At 51.6% G+C, this 16,018-nt stretch carries 17 protein-coding genes and 1 tRNA gene; 14 read left to right on the forward strand and 4 right to left on the reverse strand.

Annotation, left to right across the window (positions count from 1 at the left end; all coding sequences use genetic code 11):
* The first annotated feature begins 72 nt into the window (after positions 1 to 72).
* From Q0R57_RS04725 to Q0R57_RS04745, 5 genes are all read left to right on the forward strand, one after another.
* Positions 73 to 145: transfer RNA gene (locus Q0R57_RS04725), tRNA-Gly, on the forward strand.
* A 39-nt stretch (positions 146 to 184) separates the two neighbouring features.
* Positions 185 to 742 carry a hypothetical protein gene (locus tag Q0R57_RS04730; RefSeq protein WP_294744255.1) on the forward strand — a complete coding sequence of 186 codons (558 nt, stop codon included), beginning with the start codon at positions 185 to 187 and terminating at the stop codon, positions 740 to 742.
* Positions 743 to 749: 7 nt separating this feature from the next.
* On the forward strand, positions 750 to 1,163 hold the full coding sequence (locus Q0R57_RS04735; RefSeq protein WP_294744256.1) for a single-stranded DNA-binding protein: 414 nt from the start codon (positions 750 to 752) through the stop codon (positions 1,161 to 1,163).
* 9 nt (positions 1,164 to 1,172) lie between these two features.
* Positions 1,173 to 2,495: a gliding motility-associated protein GldE gene (gene gldE, locus Q0R57_RS04740; protein ID WP_294744257.1), complete on the forward strand. Its 1,323-nt coding sequence runs from the start codon at positions 1,173 to 1,175 to the stop codon at positions 2,493 to 2,495.
* Between the two features lies 1 nt (position 2,496).
* A complete protein-coding gene (locus Q0R57_RS04745; protein WP_294744258.1) occupies positions 2,497 to 3,279 on the forward strand; it encodes a GH25 family lysozyme in 783 nt (260 codons plus the stop codon).
* A 137-nt stretch (positions 3,280 to 3,416) separates the two neighbouring features.
* Here the strand turns inward: Q0R57_RS04745 and Q0R57_RS04750 are convergent, their stop codons facing one another.
* Genes Q0R57_RS04750 through Q0R57_RS04760 form a run of 3 tightly spaced genes read right to left on the reverse strand, consistent with a single transcriptional unit; the run spans position 3,417 to position 6,196 of the window.
* Positions 3,417 to 4,295 (reverse strand): alpha/beta hydrolase-fold protein, encoded by an 879-nt coding sequence (locus Q0R57_RS04750; RefSeq protein WP_294744259.1) that lies wholly within the window; start codon positions 4,293 to 4,295, stop codon positions 3,417 to 3,419.
* A gap of 45 nt (positions 4,296 to 4,340) precedes the next feature.
* The gene (hisB, locus tag Q0R57_RS04755; protein WP_294744260.1) at positions 4,341 to 5,408 is read right to left on the reverse strand and encodes a bifunctional histidinol-phosphatase/imidazoleglycerol-phosphate dehydratase HisB; all 1,068 of its coding nucleotides are present in this window, start codon (positions 5,406 to 5,408) and stop codon (positions 4,341 to 4,343) included.
* A gap of 35 nt (positions 5,409 to 5,443) precedes the next feature.
* Positions 5,444 to 6,196, reverse strand: a complete 753-nt coding sequence (locus tag Q0R57_RS04760; RefSeq protein ID WP_294744261.1) for a hypothetical protein — start codon at positions 6,194 to 6,196, stop codon at positions 5,444 to 5,446.
* Between the two features lie 95 nt (positions 6,197 to 6,291).
* On the opposite strand from Q0R57_RS04760, the gene Q0R57_RS04765 reads away from it, so the two are divergent.
* The 4 genes from Q0R57_RS04765 to Q0R57_RS04780 are packed head-to-tail and all read left to right on the forward strand — an operon-like array spanning position 6,292 to position 9,858.
* The gene (locus tag Q0R57_RS04765) at positions 6,292 to 7,275 is read left to right on the forward strand and encodes a Gfo/Idh/MocA family oxidoreductase (protein ID WP_294744262.1); all 984 of its coding nucleotides are present in this window, start codon (positions 6,292 to 6,294) and stop codon (positions 7,273 to 7,275) included.
* Entirely contained in the window at positions 7,275 to 8,411 is a 1,137-nt protein-coding gene (locus Q0R57_RS04770) for a DUF4421 domain-containing protein (RefSeq protein WP_294744263.1), read from the forward strand. The genes Q0R57_RS04765 and Q0R57_RS04770 overlap by 1 nt, the downstream gene beginning before the upstream one ends.
* Positions 8,408 to 9,259 carry an N-acetylmuramoyl-L-alanine amidase-like domain-containing protein gene (locus Q0R57_RS04775; RefSeq protein ID WP_294744264.1) on the forward strand — a complete coding sequence of 284 codons (852 nt, stop codon included), beginning with the start codon at positions 8,408 to 8,410 and terminating at the stop codon, positions 9,257 to 9,259. The genes Q0R57_RS04770 and Q0R57_RS04775 overlap by 4 nt, the downstream gene beginning before the upstream one ends.
* Positions 9,260 to 9,288: 29 nt before the next feature.
* Positions 9,289 to 9,858 carry an L-threonylcarbamoyladenylate synthase gene (locus Q0R57_RS04780; RefSeq protein WP_294744265.1) on the forward strand — a complete coding sequence of 190 codons (570 nt, stop codon included), beginning with the start codon at positions 9,289 to 9,291 and terminating at the stop codon, positions 9,856 to 9,858.
* Positions 9,859 to 9,865: 7 nt separating this feature from the next.
* Here the strand turns inward: Q0R57_RS04780 and uvrB are convergent, their stop codons facing one another.
* A complete protein-coding gene (gene uvrB, locus Q0R57_RS04785; protein ID WP_294744266.1) occupies positions 9,866 to 11,890 on the reverse strand; it encodes an excinuclease ABC subunit UvrB in 2,025 nt (674 codons plus the stop codon).
* A 119-nt stretch (positions 11,891 to 12,009) separates the two neighbouring features.
* On the opposite strand from uvrB, the gene bamD reads away from it, so the two are divergent.
* The 5 genes from bamD to Q0R57_RS04810 all read left to right on the forward strand — a co-directional run bounded on the left by bamD (position 12,010) and on the right by Q0R57_RS04810 (position 16,016).
* The gene (gene bamD / locus Q0R57_RS04790) at positions 12,010 to 12,837 is read left to right on the forward strand and encodes an outer membrane protein assembly factor BamD (RefSeq protein ID WP_294744342.1); all 828 of its coding nucleotides are present in this window, start codon (positions 12,010 to 12,012) and stop codon (positions 12,835 to 12,837) included.
* Positions 12,838 to 12,868: 31 nt separating this feature from the next.
* Positions 12,869 to 13,207, forward strand: coding sequence for a DNA-directed RNA polymerase subunit omega (locus tag Q0R57_RS04795; RefSeq protein WP_294744267.1), 339 nt, complete (start codon positions 12,869 to 12,871; stop codon positions 13,205 to 13,207).
* On the forward strand, positions 13,204 to 13,545 hold the full coding sequence (locus Q0R57_RS04800; protein ID WP_294744268.1) for a DUF4293 family protein: 342 nt from the start codon (positions 13,204 to 13,206) through the stop codon (positions 13,543 to 13,545). The genes Q0R57_RS04795 and Q0R57_RS04800 overlap by 4 nt, the downstream gene beginning before the upstream one ends.
* Positions 13,546 to 13,613: 68 nt before the next feature.
* Entirely contained in the window at positions 13,614 to 14,216 is a 603-nt protein-coding gene (gene yihA, locus Q0R57_RS04805) for a ribosome biogenesis GTP-binding protein YihA/YsxC (RefSeq protein ID WP_294744269.1), read from the forward strand.
* A gap of 24 nt (positions 14,217 to 14,240) precedes the next feature.
* Entirely contained in the window at positions 14,241 to 16,016 is a 1,776-nt protein-coding gene (locus tag Q0R57_RS04810; RefSeq protein ID WP_294744270.1) for an ABC-F family ATP-binding cassette domain-containing protein, read from the forward strand.
* Positions 16,017 to 16,018: the final 2 nt, after the last annotated feature.

A 16,018-nucleotide genomic window follows, 5' to 3' on the forward strand; every position in this document is an offset into this window, starting at 1 on the left:
TTTGAGGGGGTAGTGTCAATTGCGACGTGGGAGTTCGAGTCTCCTCCTCTTCACCTCTTTTTTCTCACTTCTGCGGAAATAGCTCAGTTGGTAGAGCACAACCTTGCCAAGGTTGGGGTCGCGGGTCCGAGTCCCGTTTTCCGCTCTTTTTTTTATTTTAGGAAAACAACCTTTTCACGCAATAATGAATTTATACTTAAGATATTTCGACAATGAGACGCTCGTGTCGAGTGCTGATGATGCCATTGAATTTCTGAGCAATATTGATGAAATTGGCATGAATCCTGTACTCGAGGCCGATATCCGTGAATACGTGGCAAGCGATGTGTTCTATCCTAAGAGATATAAGATTCGTCCCCGCGTTTATTTCATTATTATCAAGACTGAGGCTGCCACGATGCTCGACTTCAAGGAGAAGCGTGCCGTGCGTGGTGCCGACGATATGGAGATGAAGCCCCAGCGCCCAGCAACGTCAGCCATTATGAAGCTGAACGAGGAGCGCGACGGTTGGTATGAGGGAACCATCGATTTCAAGCGCGTGTTGCTGGTGCCCGGCACAGGTAAGTTCCAGTATCGCGACACCCATTTTGTGGCTCAGGTGCGTGCCATCTCTGGCATCGACTGCTATAATCGCATCGTAGAACATCTTCGTCAGCGTGTTGACGAGCGCAGTCAGTTCCCCTCAGCAAAAGGCAAGAATTTCAGTTTCCGTTATCTGGGAATGGCAAAGAACCAATATTGATTGAGCTATGAATAAGGTGATGCTGATAGGCAATGTAGGTAAAGAACCCGAGGTGCGTTATGTAGACCAGGGTCAGCCTGTGGCACGCTTGTCGCTGGCCACCACCGAACGCGGCTATACCCTTCAGAACGGTACTCAGGTGCCCGACCGCACAGAGTGGCACTCTGTCATCCTTTGGCGCAAGTTGGCCGAGGTGGTAGAACATTATGTGCACAAGGGCGACAAGCTTTATATAGAAGGTCGTATCCATTACGCATCCTATGATGACAAGCAAGGCAAGCGTCAGTATTATACGGAGATCTGGGCCGACAACATGGAAATGCTCTCACCGCGCCCTGTAGGTCAGCCCGAAACCTCGCCAGCCGCACAGCCGTCAGCCGCTACTTCTACATCGGACGATAATAATGCAATGCCTTTCTAATGCGGTAAAATGGATTATCTCCAATCGATTTTTAGTCATATAGAGTTTTTTCCTAACGGACCTTTAGGGTTCGGGGCCATCTTTGCTATTGTCCTGGCTTGTGTGCTCCTGCTGTTTTCAGGGTTCGCCTCAGGTTCTGAGATAGCATTCTTTTCACTTTCTCCCAATGACTTAAACGAGCTCGACGAAGAGAAAAATCGTGTTGACGCCAAGATAAAATATCTGCGCGAGAACTCTGAGCGCACGTTGGCCACCATTCTGATTACCAACAACTTGGTGAATGTGACCATCATTATGCTCTGCAATTATTTCTTCTCACAGCTTGTCTCGTTCGACGATGGCGGCCAGTGGTTGGAGTTTGTCATGATTACTGTCCTGCTCACCTTCCTGCTGTTGCTCTTCGGCGAGATTATGCCCAAGGTCTATAGCGGACAGCATGCGTTGGCGGTTTGCCGAATGTTTGCCCCTGCCATCATGGTGCTTAGCAAGGTCTTTTATTACCTCTCTAACATCCTCATCCGTTCTGGTGCCCTGGCTGGTAAGATGGTGCATCAGGAGAACCATGTGCTGAGCGTTGACGACCTGGAACAGGCCCTCGAACTCACCGATAAGGAGGAACTGAAGGAAGAGCAGAACATGCTTGAGGGTATTGTGCGTTTTGGCGACGAGACGGCCAAGGAGGTCATGACCAGCCGTCAGGATATTGTCGACCTCGACTTTCGTTCGTCGTTCCCCGAGGTTATCAACTGCATTGTCGAGAACAACTATTCGCGTATTCCAGTCTATCAGGATTCGATAGATAATATTCGCGGCATCCTATATATCAAGGACCTACTGCCTCATCTCTCCAAGCCTGCCACCTTCCGTTGGCAGTCGCTTATCCGTCCGCCTTACTTTGTGCCCGAGACCAAGAAGATTGACGACCTGCTGCGCGATTTTCAGGAAAACAAGGTGCATATAGCCATTGTGGTCGACGAATTTGGAGGCACCAGCGGTCTCATCACCTTGGAAGATATTCTTGAGGAGATTGTGGGCGAAATCAACGACGAGTATGACGAGGACGACCATCAGTATGTTCGCGTCAACACTAACACCTATATCTTTGAAGGTAAGACCTTGTTGTCCGATTTCTATAAGATATTGAAGATTGACGACGAGGCCTTCGAGGACGTAGAAGGCGATGCCGACACGCTGGCTGGTTTGCTGCTCGAGCTGAAGGGCGACTTCCCCAGCCTGCACGAGCGTTTAGAGTACGACAAGTTCAAGTTCGAGATCGTAGAACTCGATGGCCATCGCATCTCCAAGATTAAGGTAATTATCAAACAGAACTAACATGAAAAGACTTACTATATTCCTGACAATACTTTTCTGCTTCGCTATGGTGATTGACACTGGCGCCAAGCCCAAGAAGAAAACGAAGAAGCGCGCCCGTACCATCCGCGTGGTGAAGCGCAAGAAGGTAACGCCACCAACTATTCACGAGAATCCATATCTCGTTTGTGAGGATACTTGCAACCATGTTCACGGCATCGACATGAGCCATTATCAGGGCGAGGTGTTCTGGGAAACCGTTGGCGAGAAAACCAAGATGTCTTACGTCTATCTGAAGGCTACCGAAGGTGGCGACCGCATAGACTCACAGTATGAACGTAACATCGACCTGGCCCATCGTCATGGGCTGAAGGTGGGTTCCTACCATTTCTTCCGTCCTACCGTCAACCTGTATTCCCAGCTCCAGAATTTCATGACCCAATGTCTGCCTGGCGAACAGGACCTTATTCCCATGCTCGATGTTGAGACTACCGGCAAGCTCTCCGACCGTGAGTTCTGCGACTCACTTCATAAGTTCCTCGACATGCTCGAGGGTGCTTACAATCAGAAACCACTGGTCTATACCTATCGTAATTTCTACAACGAACACCTCGTAGGCCAGCTTTCCGAATACCATTTGATGGTTGCCATGTATGCCGATGAGCCTCCTGTGCTTGCTGACAAGCGCGATTACATCATCTGGCAGTACACTTGCAAGGGTCGCATCCTCGGTGTCAGCGGTGAGGTGGACAAGAGTTGTCTTATGGGCGATCACGAGCTGCGCGAGCTCCGTTTCATTCATTAATTCATCTGTGATTATTAAGAAACGATTCATTTCATTACCATATAAAATATTGCGCTCACACGTAGAAAAATCTATTTCCTCGTGTGAGCGCAAATAATTATATTCAATTCAGTGCACTTTTGGCACTTGCATGTAATTTATTTGAAAATTAGCTGGGCAAAGTTGTAGAGGCCATACTTCCATACTACGAAGTTGTGACCTTCTCCAGGATAGTTGATGAGGGTGCAGGGAATGCCTTTCTCATCGCAGAACGCCTTGAGCTGTGCGCTGTTGTTCATCAGGCCGTCAGCACCGCCACATACCATCCAGAGCAGCTTGTTTTCCTTCTTCACCTTCTCTACATCGGGGATGAGTTGTGCAGCACGTTGGGTGTTGGGTGCTGACGAGAAACCGCCCACGAAGGCAAAGACGTCCATGTGGCCCAGTCCAAAATTGAGCGACTGACCGCCACCCATTGACAGGCCTGCGATGGCGCGATGGTCTCTGTCGGCATAGACGCTGAAGTTCTTCTCTATATATGGAATGAGGCTGCCGATGAGGTCTTTGTCGAACTCACCGAACGCAGCAAACGAACCAAAGCCACCATTGCGTGAGTCGTCCTTCTGTGCGCGACCGTTAGGCATCACCACAATCATGTCGGCCACTTTGCCGTCGGCATAGAGGTTGTCCATGATGATGTTGGGCTTGCCGCCGTCACGATACCATTCGTTCTCGTCGCCACCAATGCCGTGGAGCAGGTAGAGCACGCTATACTTCTTGCTGGCGTCGTACATCGGGGGCAGATAGACGTTGGCCTTGCGTACTGTGCCTACTGATTCTGACTGATACTCAATGAGCTTCACGGTGCCTTTTGCGATGCCTTCGCGCTCCTGGTCAAAGCCTTGAGGTGCTGCTACGTACTCATCGAAATTCACGTCGATTTGCTGTTGGCCGCCAAACATGGGGATATTTGGCTCCTGAGCGTTGGCTGCCATCACAGAGAGTGACAGCATGGCTGCTAAATAAACTTTTTTCATTTGTGTAGAATTGATTAATTAGTTAATAATATGTAAGAATATTCTCTAGAGCATACCCTTGGTTGAGGGCAGCTGATAGTGGTCAATGTCGCGACGCACTGCCGCACGGAGCGAGCGGGCAAGGGCCTTGAAGATGGCCTCGGCCTTGTGGTGCTCGTTGTCGCCTTCTGCCTCGATGTAGAGGTTCATAAGGGCAGCGTCGGAGAGGCTCTTGAAGAAATGGAAGAACATCTCGGTGGGCACATCGCCAATGCGCTCGCGGTGGAAGGCGGTCTTCCAGATGAGCCAGGGACGTCCGCCAAAGTCGAGGGCCACGTGGGCATGACAGTCGTCCATGGGCAATGAGAAGCCGTAGCGCTCGATGCCGCGCTTGCTGCCTAGCGCCTTGAGGAGGCATTCACCGAGGGCCAGTCCAGTATCTTCGATGGTGTGGTGCTCGTCAACGTGTAAGTCGCCCTTGGTGTGGATCAGCAGGTCCATCTGTCCGTGGCGTGCTATCTGTTCGAGCATGTGGTCGAAGAATCCCAGTCCCGTTTGTATATCGGCCTTTCCCGTACCGTCGAGAGTGAGTCGCACGTGGATGTCGGTCTCCTTCGTGGTGCGTCGTACCTCGGCTGTACGCTCGCCGTCGAATACCTGCTCAGCTACTTGTTTCCAGGTCATGTTCTCACCCAGGATGAGTGCCTTGCAGCCAATGTTCTTGGCAAAGAGGGCGTCAGTCTCGCGGTCGCCGATGACATAGCTGTTGGCGATGTCGTAGTCGGGGTTGTTGATATATTTCTCTACCAGGCCGGTCTGTGGCTTGCGTGTGGGGGCGTTGTCCTCAGGGAAGTGCGGATCGATGAGGATATCGTCGAACTCAACGCCTTCGCCTTTGAGGGCATCGAGGATGAAGTTCTGCGAGGGCCAGAAAGTGTCTTCTGGGAAGGCAGAGGTGCCTAGGCCGTCTTGGTTGGAAACCATGACGAAACGGAAATCTGTCTTTTCGCGCAGGAAGGCGAGCCAGCGGAATACGCCTGGCTTGAATCGGATTTTCGAGAGGTCGTCGACCTGCTCGTCGTGGGGTTCTTCTACGATTGTTCCGTCGCGATCTATAAAGAGTATTTTTTTCATACTTGGTGAAGAGGTGAAAGTTGAAAGTTGAAAGGTTACTGGAACTTCTTGTTGAGCTGTTCGCGCTGGGCGATGGTGCCGCAGGCGTAGTAGAGCGGGAAGATGGTGACCAGATGAACGTAGGCCTGGATGAAGCCAGCGATGGTGAAGGCCACGAAGGTCAGCGTGCTCAGGTAGTCGGGCAAGCCCAGCGGGTCGCCCATAGCAGCTCCAGCATAAGCCTTGATGTTGGCTGTGCCGATGATGATGCCCGGCAACTCACAGAAGAAGGTGAGCAGCGAGGTGATGATGCCCGTGAGCAACAGCGTGGCAAAGAGCAGTCCGAAATAGCGCAACCCCTTGAAAAAGGTAGTGTGGGCGTAGGACTTGCTGCGCAGTGGACGCAACAGACAGGGCACCGTCTTATTGGGCAGCACGCCCCACCAGTGGTCAGGACGCTGGATGGCATCAGTGGTGCGATGGTCGTCGCAGGCCTTGATGGCTACGGCAGCCAGCAACAGGGCGGTGATGACGAACGCCAGACAGTAGATAGCTACCAGAATCCAGTCAGCGGTACTGGCCGTCCAGTGAACCTCGAGCGAGGGATACTGGCTGATGACGATGAGCGGCAGCACGTCGTAGATGATGCGGCTGGTCATCCAGGCAAAGGCCAGCGCATAGAGTAGGGCATAAATCCATGATGCCCGGAAAAGTCGTTTGAAATTGCTGGTATAGAGCAGGTAGCCGTCGCGGACGACAGCCCCTACGCTTCGTACATGATGTAGGCTTAAATTGCTTGTAGCATTCATGATGTATCTGAAATTTTCTGCAAAGGTACAAAATAATTGAGAATTGACAATTGAAAATTGATAATTATTTGTACCTTTGCAAAAATTTAGGAAATATGAAACAGTTGAAGTGGGGTTTTATAGGCTGCGGAGAGGTCTGCGAGAAAAAGAGCGGACCAGCTTTTGCCGAGGTTGAGGACTCGACCGTGGTGGCTGTGATGAGTCGCACGGAGTTCAAGGCCCGCTCGTATGCCGTGAGACACGGTGTGCCACGATGGTATACAGATGCTCAGGAACTGATTGACGACCCTGAGGTCAACGCCATCTATGTGGCCACGCCGCCCAGCAGTCATGCCACCTTTGCTATCATGGCTATGAAGGCAGGCAAGCCTGTTTATGTGGAGAAACCGTTGGCAGCCAACTATGAGGATTGTGCCCGTGTAAACCGCATTAGCGAGCAGACTGGCGTGCCCTGTTTCGTGGCCTACTATCGTCGTTACCTGCCTTATTTCCTCAAGGTGAAGGAGATAGTAGAGCAGGGACAGATAGGCGATATCATCAACGTGCAGATAAGGTTTGCGTGGCCCCCGCGTGAGTTGGACTACGGTCATCCCGAGAACCTGCCCTGGCGTCTTCAGCCCGACATTGCGGGTGGTGGCTATTTCTACGACCTGGCGCCCCATCAGATAGACCTGCTGCAGGAGATGTTCGGCGTCATTGTCGAGGCCCGTGGCATCTGTGCCAACAGGGGCGGTCTCTATGGTGCAGAGGACTCTGTGAGCGCGGTGTTTAAGTTCGAGAACGGACTGCCTGGCAGCGGCTCGTGGGTCTTTGTGGGTCACGAGTCGGCACGAACAGACCGCATTCTGCTTATTGGCAACAAAGGGTCGCTCAGCTTCTCTGTGTTCAACTACGCACCCATCGAGGTGCACACCAGCGAGGGCACGCAGCATATCGAGGTGCCCAACCCGCAGTATGTACAGTATCCGCTCGTCAAGAATGTGTGTGAACATCTTCAGGAACGAGCTGTGTGTACTGCTACCAGCGTCTCTGCCACCTCAGTCAACTGGGTGCTGGACCGTATTTTAGGAAAATATTGATGAGATTACTGACTATAGCTATAGGATGGATGTTTGCTATGACAGCTGGAGCTGTTGAGCTGACTGACACAATAGGCGCACAGGAAGAGATGGAAGCACCTATTGAGCAGTTGGCAGATACTGTTGTGGCCGAGCCGGAACAGCCCAAGAAAAAACTGGGACTGATTCGTCGCATCATCCGAGGTTTCGACCGCTTGGACGAACGCTATATCGAACCACAGCACTATGTGTTTGCCGCCATGCTACAGACTACCTATAACTATGAGCGATACAGTCTTAGTGGTGGTAACCAGAGCATCACGATGAAGCCCGACAGGAACCTGCGCATAGGACCCTATGCCGGCTGGAAATGGGTGTTTCTGGGCTATACCTTCGAACTGGGCAACTTGAACTTCGGTGGTGGACGACGCGAGTTTGACTTCAGCATGTATAGCTCGCAGATTGGCATCGACCTGTTCTATCGTCGTACAGGTCAGGACTATAAGCTGAAACAAGTGAACTTCGGTAATGCCGATATGTCAGAACTGGAGGACCAACCCTTCAACGGCATAGAGGTAGGCATTACTGGCGCTAATATCTATTATATCTTCAATCACGGACGATTCTCCTATCCTGCGGCTTTCTCGCAGAGCACCATCCAGAAAATAAGCTGCGGATCGTGGCTGGCTGGCGTGGGCTATACGCGCCACTCGCTGGATTTCGACTCCGACCAGTTGCAAGACCTGATAGACAGCAAGTTTGGTAAAAATGCGATACTTGTTGACAGCGGCCTGAGGGTTGACGAGGTGCGCTATTATGACCTCAGCATCTCGGGCGGCTATGCCTATAACTGGGTGTTTGCCAAGAACTGGCTCTTTGGCTCCAGTCTGCAGATGGCCTTGGGCTATAAGCGTAGCTTTGGCGATATGATGAATGACGAGCGTGGCGGTTTTACGTTCAAGAATATGAATATCGACGGCGTGGGACGTTTCGCTGTGGTTTATAACAACATGCGATGGTATGCTGGCGCCAGCGCCATTGTGCATACCTATAATTATAGTATGTCTCGTTTCCGCACCAACAACACCTTTGGCAGCCTGAATGTCTATGTAGGCTGTAACTTCGGACTGAAAAAGAAATACCGCAAGAAGTCATGAAACGATTAGTGAGACTCTGCATCGTGCTGCTGATGTGGCCGTTGACCATATCGGCACAAACTATCGACTACGAGACTGCCGACAGCCTCTTTGTGGTCGATGTGCTGAAGAATGCGCAGGCCGAGCCTCTCTATTTCGCCCGTCAACTGATAGGACGCCCTTATGTGGCCCATACCCTGGAAGTGAACGCCAAGGGCGATGAGCGACTGGTGGTGAATACCCGCGAGTTGGACTGTACCACGCTGGTAGAGTATGTGGTAGCGCTGACGTTATGTGCGCAGAACAACGAACGCACCTTTGCCGACTTTACACGCTATCTGAAGCTGTTGCGCTATCGTCAGGGCATCATCGACGGATATCCCTCTCGCCTGCATTATTTCTCGGACTGGATTGACGACAAGACATCGATGCAACTGGTGAGCGAGGTGCAGCAGACCACAGCACCCTTTACCGCTGTGCAGACGTTGAACATCAACTATATGAGCCGTCATCCGCAGGCCTACGACGCACTGAAAGCACATCCAGAGTTTATAACGACGATAGCCCAGCAAGAGAAACTACTTAGTGGTAGGCAGTACCGCTTTATCCCCAAGCGTGAAGTGAAGAACACGCAGGCCATGCGGCAGGCTGTTCACGACGGCGACATCATCGCCATCACCTGTTCGAAGCCAGGACTCGACATAGCTCATTTGGGTTTTGCCGTTTGGCGTGCCGATGGTCTTCATCTGCTCAACGCCTCGTCGATACACAAGAAGGTGGTGGAAGAGCCGATGACGCTGGGGCAGTATCTCAAGAAACATGCCTCGCATACTGGAATTAGAGTTATCAAGGTGAAAGTTGAAAGGTGAAAGTTGAAAGGTAAATCAAAAACATTAATATGACACAGGAACAAGATATCAAGAACGCCATTGAGGCGATGAGAAAGGGTGGGGTGATACTCTATCCCACAGATACCGTTTGGGGAATAGGCTGCGACGCCACCAATGCGGAAGCCGTGAAACGCGTGTATGAAATCAAGCAGCGTGATGATTCAAAAGCATTGATCTGCTTGGTAGACAGCGATGCCCGTTTGCAACGCTATGTCCGTAACGTACCCGATGTGGCCTGGCAACTGATTGACTGTTTGGACAAGCCCACCACGTTGATTCTCGATGGTGCCGTGAACCTGGCTCCAAACCTCATAGCCGAGGATGGCTCTATCGGCATCCGCATCACGCAGGAGCCTTTCTCTAAGGAGCTCTGCTTCCGTTTCCAGAAGGCCATCGTCTCTACGTCGGTGAATATCAGCGGCGAGCCTGCCGCTCAGAACTATGGCGACATAGACCCACGCATCTTGGAGCAGGTGGACTATGTGTGCTGGACGCGCCGACAGGAGCATAAGCCCCACAAGCCGTCGAGCATCATCAAGTTGAGCGCTTCGGGCGAGGTGCAGATAATCAGAAAATAAGGGAAGGTTATTTCAGTTCGAGCTCTTTCTGCATGCGGATAATCTCGTCGCGATACTGGGCTGCCTGTAGGAAGTTCAGCTCCTTGGCGGCTTCCTTCATGCGACGGGTAGTCTCGGCAATGAGCTTCTCGAGTTGCGGACGCGTCATGTGTTCCACTATCGGGTCGGCAGCCATATCGCCCTGCTGCTGACCGCCAATAGCCGTCATCTTCAGCTCCTTCACATCAGGACGGTCCTCACGACTCAGCGAGCTCTTCAGCGTCTTCACAATCTGTGTAGGCGTGATGTGATGTTCCTCATTATATTTCAGCTGCTTCATGCGACGGCGGTTGGTCTCGTCGATGGTTTCCTGCATAGAACGCGTAATGGTATCGGCATACATGATGACGCGACCGTTGACGTTACGAGCAGCACGACCAGCTGTCTGTACCAACGAACGGCGCGAACGTAAGAAACCCTCCTTGTCGGCATCAAGGATAGCCACCAGCGATACCTCAGGCAGGTCGAGACCCTCGCGCAGCAGGTTCACGCCCACCAGCACGTCATATTCTCCTGCACGCAGCTTCTCCAGTATCTGCACACGGTCCAGCGTGCCTACATCGCTATGGATATAAGCCGTCTGAACACCGTGGTTCAGCAGATATTCCGACAGCTCCTCAGCCATACGCTTGGTCAGCGTGGTGACCAACACACGCTCATGACGGTCTATGCGAAGATGTATCTCCGCCAGCAGATCGTCAATCTGATGTTCGCTGGGGCGCACCTCAATCTCTGGGTCGAGCAGGCCTGTAGGACGAATCACCTGTTCCACCACCACGCCTTCCGATTCCTCCAACTCGAAGTCGGCAGGGGTGGCTGAGACGTAGATGACTTGGTGCACCTCTTTCTGGAACTCCTCAAAGGTGAGGGGACGGTTGTCGAAGGCGGCAGGTAAACGGAAACCATATTCCACGAGGTTGGTCTTGCGGGCCCTGTCGCCGCCATACATGCCACCAATTTGCGGCACAGACACGTGGCTCTCATCGATAAACAGCAGGAAGTCGTCAGGGAAGAAGTCCAGCAAACAGTAGGGTCGTTCGCCAGCCTGTCGTCCGTCGAAGTAGCGCGAGTAGTTCTCAATGCCTGAGCAATGGCCCAGCTCCTTGATCATCTCCATATCATACTCCACGCGCTCCTTGATACGCTGGGCCTTGATCTCGTCGCCCAGTTCCTCGAAGAACGCCACCTGCTTCACCAGGTCGTCCTGAATATCGTGAATAGCCTTGTCGGTCTGCTCCTGCGTAGTCATAAAGAGGTTGGCAGGATAGATTTTATAGGCGGCATAGCGACCAGTACGCAACATCGTGATTGGGTCGAGCTCCTCGATGGCGTCAATCTCATCGTCCCAGAAAATCACTCTCAGGATAATGTTGTTGTAGGCCATGTAGATATCAACCGTATCGCCCTTCACACGGAAGTTGCCACGTTCCAAGGTGAGGTCATTACGAATGTATAGCGACTGCACCAATTTTCTTAACAAAACATTGCGGTCGATATGTTGCCCTTGATGCAGTTCTATGACATTCTCTGAAAGTGCATTGGGACTTCCCATGCCATAGATACATGAAACAGAAGATACAACGACCACATCTTTTCGTCCTGACAATAAACTGCTTACGGCAGATAGTCTCAACCTATCAATCTCTTCGTTGATGGCCAAGTCCTTCTCGATATAAGTATCTGTTGTAGGCAGGTAGGCTTCAGGTTGGTAGTAGTCATAATAACTGACATAATACTCAACGGCATTGTCAGGAAAAAAGCCTTTCATCTCGTCGTACAACTGTGCTGCCAGCGTCTTGTTATGACTCAGAATCAACGTGGGTTTGTTGACATTCGCAATGACATTGGCCATCGTGAACGTCTTACCCGAACCCGTGACGCCCAACAGCACCTGAGCCCTGTCGCCACGCATCACACCATCCGTCAGTTGGCGGATAGCTTCTGGCTGATCGCCAGTAGGTTTGTACTTTGAAGAAAGATTAAAAATGCTCATTTTGGGGTACAAAGGTACTAATATTCTGTGAAATCTGTATAATGAGCGGTTAAAAAATATGTAAACTCTTTGCGTTTTGAATAAAAATGAGTAATTTTGCAGCTCAAAAATAAACAATGATGAAGATAAGACTTATAGTCATGCCGCTTTTAGCCCTCCTTCTGACGGGCTGTGCGGGTGAATACAATAAGGTTTTGAAGAGTTCCGACTTAGACTATCGGTATGAGTATGCCAAGCAGAGCTTTGCCGAAGGAAAGTTCAATCAAGCCGCCATTCTCTTACAGGATTTGATTACCGCCAAGAAAGGCTCTGACGAAGCCGAGGAGTCGCTCTATATGCTGGGCATGTCCGACTATATGAATGGAGATTTCGAGTCGGCAGCTGCCACCTTCCGCAAGTATTATCAGATTTATCCGCGAGGCATTTATGCCGAGCAGGCTATGTACTATGTGGGTCAGTCGCTCTATGAGAGTGCGCCCGAGCCCCGTTTGGATCAGACGCCTACCATTGGTGCCATCAACGCCTATCAGCAGTTCCTCGATTTCTTCCCAGGCTCCCAGTTGCGTGAGAAGGCTCAGAACCGTCTGTTCGAGTTGCAGGACAAGCTGGTGGTGAAAGAGCTGCTTTCCGCCCAGCTGTATTTCAACCTCGGCGGTTATTTCGGCAATGTGAATTCTGGCACCGAGAGCAACTATTCTTCATGCATCATCGTGGCCCAGAACGCCCTGAAGACCTATCCCTACACCAAGTGGCGCGAGGATTTCTCGTTGCTGGTGATGAAGAGCAAGTTCGAGTTGGCCGAGAACTCTACGGAGGACAAGAAGCTGGAGCGTTATCGCGATGCTGAGGACGAGTGCTACGGCTTCCTGAACGAATATCCTGAGTCAGCACAATGCAGTCTGGCCGAGAAATATATTGCCAAGTGCAAGAAAGTTACGAAAGATTAAGAACAAAACATAAGCGAATAATTTTATAAACATGGATTACAAGAAATCAAAAGCACCGGTAAATACCGTTACCAGAAACATTATGGATCTCTGCGATGAGACCGGAAACATCTACGAGAGTGTTGCCATCATCGCCAAGCGTGCCAACCAGATCTCTGTACAGATCAAGGAAGACCTGTCTAAGAAGCTGGCTGAGTTCGCCTCATATAACGATTCTCTGGAGGAAGTGTTCGAGAATCGTGAGCAGATTGAAATCTCTCGCTACTACGAGAAGCTGCCCAAGCCCTCGTTGCTGGCTACTCAGGAGTTTGTTGAGGGCAAGGTCTACTGGCGTGACCCCGCCAAGGACTCTCAGAACGCAGAGGCATGATACAGCGCATTCAAACTGTATACCTGTTTCTTGCAGCTATCGTCCAGGCAGTCTGTGCCGTGTTCGATGGAGAACTCATCACCCGTCTGCTGGCCGCTCTGATGGCCCTTGTGGCGTTGGTGACGATATTTCTCTATCGCAACCGTCCGCTCCAGACCACACTCTGCAACTTGGTGATGTCTGTCGGCATCATGTTCTATATCACGTTGGCCGTCAAGCAGCCCGTTATGGAGTGGTTTCTGGCGTTACCCCTTGCGGGTGTCCTGCTGACCTTCCTGGCTCGAAAGGCTATTGTGAAAGACGAAAAGCTGGTGAGGTCGCTTGACAGAATCAGATAATAACTCAAATGATTATAGGGGCGTCGAACTAAAAAGCGAGTCGCCCCTTTATTGTCTCTTTTAAACAGATGGATATAAAAACCGCGGAATTTACATTATCGGCCCCCAACGTCACTATGTGCCCCAAGGACACGAAGCCCGAGTATGCCTTCATTGGCCGCTCTAATGTGGGTAAGTCGAGTCTGATTAATATGTTGTCGCGCAACAAGAAGTTGGCAAAGACGTCAGCCACACCTGGTAAGACGCTGCTCATCAATCACTTCCTGATAAATCGCGACTGGTATCTCGTCGACCTCCCAGGCTATGGCTTCGCCAAGCGCTCGAAGAGCGAGATTGCCAAGCTTGACCAGATGATTCGCGGTTATATCCTCGGACGCGAGCAGCTGGTGAACGTCTTTGTGCTGGTCGATATTCGTCACGAGGCACAGAACATCGACTTGGAGTTCATTAACTGGCTGGGCATCTCGTCTATTCCTTTCGCCATCGTCTTCACCAAGGCCGACAAGCTGTCGGAGTCGAAGGTGAAAGCCAACGTTCAGGCTTACGTCACGAAGATGCTGGAGACGTGGGAGGAGATGCCGCCCTATTTCATCACCTCGGCCGAAAAGGCTCGTGGTCGTGATGAAGTGCTCGACTATATTGACCAAATCAACAAGTCGTTGAAGGAATAATAGCAACAAGTCGTTGAAAGAATAATGGCGAAGGAAATACCGTATTTGGACGTCCAGAACCTCACGAAGTCGTTTGGCTCGCTGGTGCTCTTCGAGAATATCTCGTTCTCTATTGCCGAGCGTCAGCGCGTGGGTCTCATCGCCAAGAACGGTACGGGCAAGTCCACGCTGCTCTCTATCCTTGCAGGCAAGGAGGGCTACGACAGCGGTGAGATTATCTTCCGTCGTGACCTGAAGGTGGGCATCCTCGACCAGACGCCGAAGTTCTCGCCTGACGACTCCGTGCTCGATGCCTGCTTTAATCATCAGGGCAACGAAGAGAAGATACTCAAGGCTAAGCAGATCCTTACGCAACTGAAGATTCGCGACCTGCAGCAGCCTATGGGTCAGCTCAGCGGCGGACAGCAGAAGCGTGTGGCGCTGGCCAACGTGCTGATTACCGAGCCCGACCTGTTGATTCTCGACGAGCCTACCAACCACCTCGACCTTGAGATGATTGAGTGGCTGGAGGGCTTCCTCAGTCGTGGCAACAAGACGCTTTTGATGGTGACCCACGACCGCTATTTCCTCGATCGTGTGTGCTCCGTCATCCTCGAGCTCGACGACCACACCATCTACACCTATCGCGGCAACTACTCCTATTATCTGGAGAAACGCCAGGAGCGTATCGACAACCGCCGTGCCGAGATAGCCCGCGCCAACAACCTCTATCGCACCGAGCTCGACTGGATGCGCCGCCAGCCTCAGGCCCGAGGCCATAAGGCCAAGTACCGCGAGGATGCGTTCTACGACCTGGAGCGTATTGCGAAGAGCAGGATTGAAGAGCGTTCCATCCGTCTGAAAGCCTCCAACGTCTATATCGGCTCGAAGATTTTCGAGTGTCAGTATATCTCGAAGGCCTTCGATGATTATGTCATCATGAAGGACTTCTACTATAACTTCTCGCGTTTCGAGAAGATGGGCATCGTGGGCAACAACGGCACAGGCAAGAGCACCTTCCTGAAGATGCTGTTAGGCCAGCAGGAGCCCGACAACGGCAAGATAGTCATTGGCGACACCGTGCGCTTCGGTTATTTCTCGCAGGACGGCATCCAGTTCGACGAGCAGACCAAGGTCATCGACGTGGTGCGCGATATTGCCGAATATGTCGATATGGGTGGTGGCAAACATCTCACCGCCAGTCAGTTTCTGCAGCATTTCCTCTTTACCCCCGAACAGCAGCACAACTACGTCTATAAGCTCTCGGGTGGCGAGCGGCGCAAGCTCTATCTCTGTACGGTGCTCATGCGCAACCCCAACTTCCTGGTACTCGACGAGCCTACCAACGACCTCGATATCGTCACGCTGCAGATTCTCGAGGAATACCTTCAGGACTTTGCAGGCTGCGTCATCGTGGTTAGCCACGACCGCTACTTCATGGATAAGGTGGTCGACCATCTGCTGGTGTTCAAGGGTCAGGGCGAGATCAAGGACTTCCCTGGCAACTACACCCAGTATCGTGAGTGGCAGGCGTTGCAGCCTAGAGAGAGTGGGGTGGTGAAAGAGTCGAAAGACACCCGCCCCGTTCGTGAGGCTACCTCCAAGCGTAAGATGTCGTTCAAGGAGAAACGCGAGTTCGAGCAGCTGGAGAAGGATATCGCCGCTCTGGAAGCCGAGAAGAAAAGCATAGAAGACGCGCTGAGCTCTGGCACCCTCAGCGTCGATGAGATAACCACGATGAGTAAGCGTTTGCCGTTGCTTAACGACGAACTCGATGAGAAGTCGATGCGATGGCTGGAACTCAGTGAAATTGAGAGTTAAGA

The sequence above is a fragment of the uncultured Prevotella sp. genome, from assembly GCF_946407605.1.
Taxonomy (GTDB): Bacteria; Bacteroidota; Bacteroidia; order Bacteroidales; family Bacteroidaceae; genus Prevotella.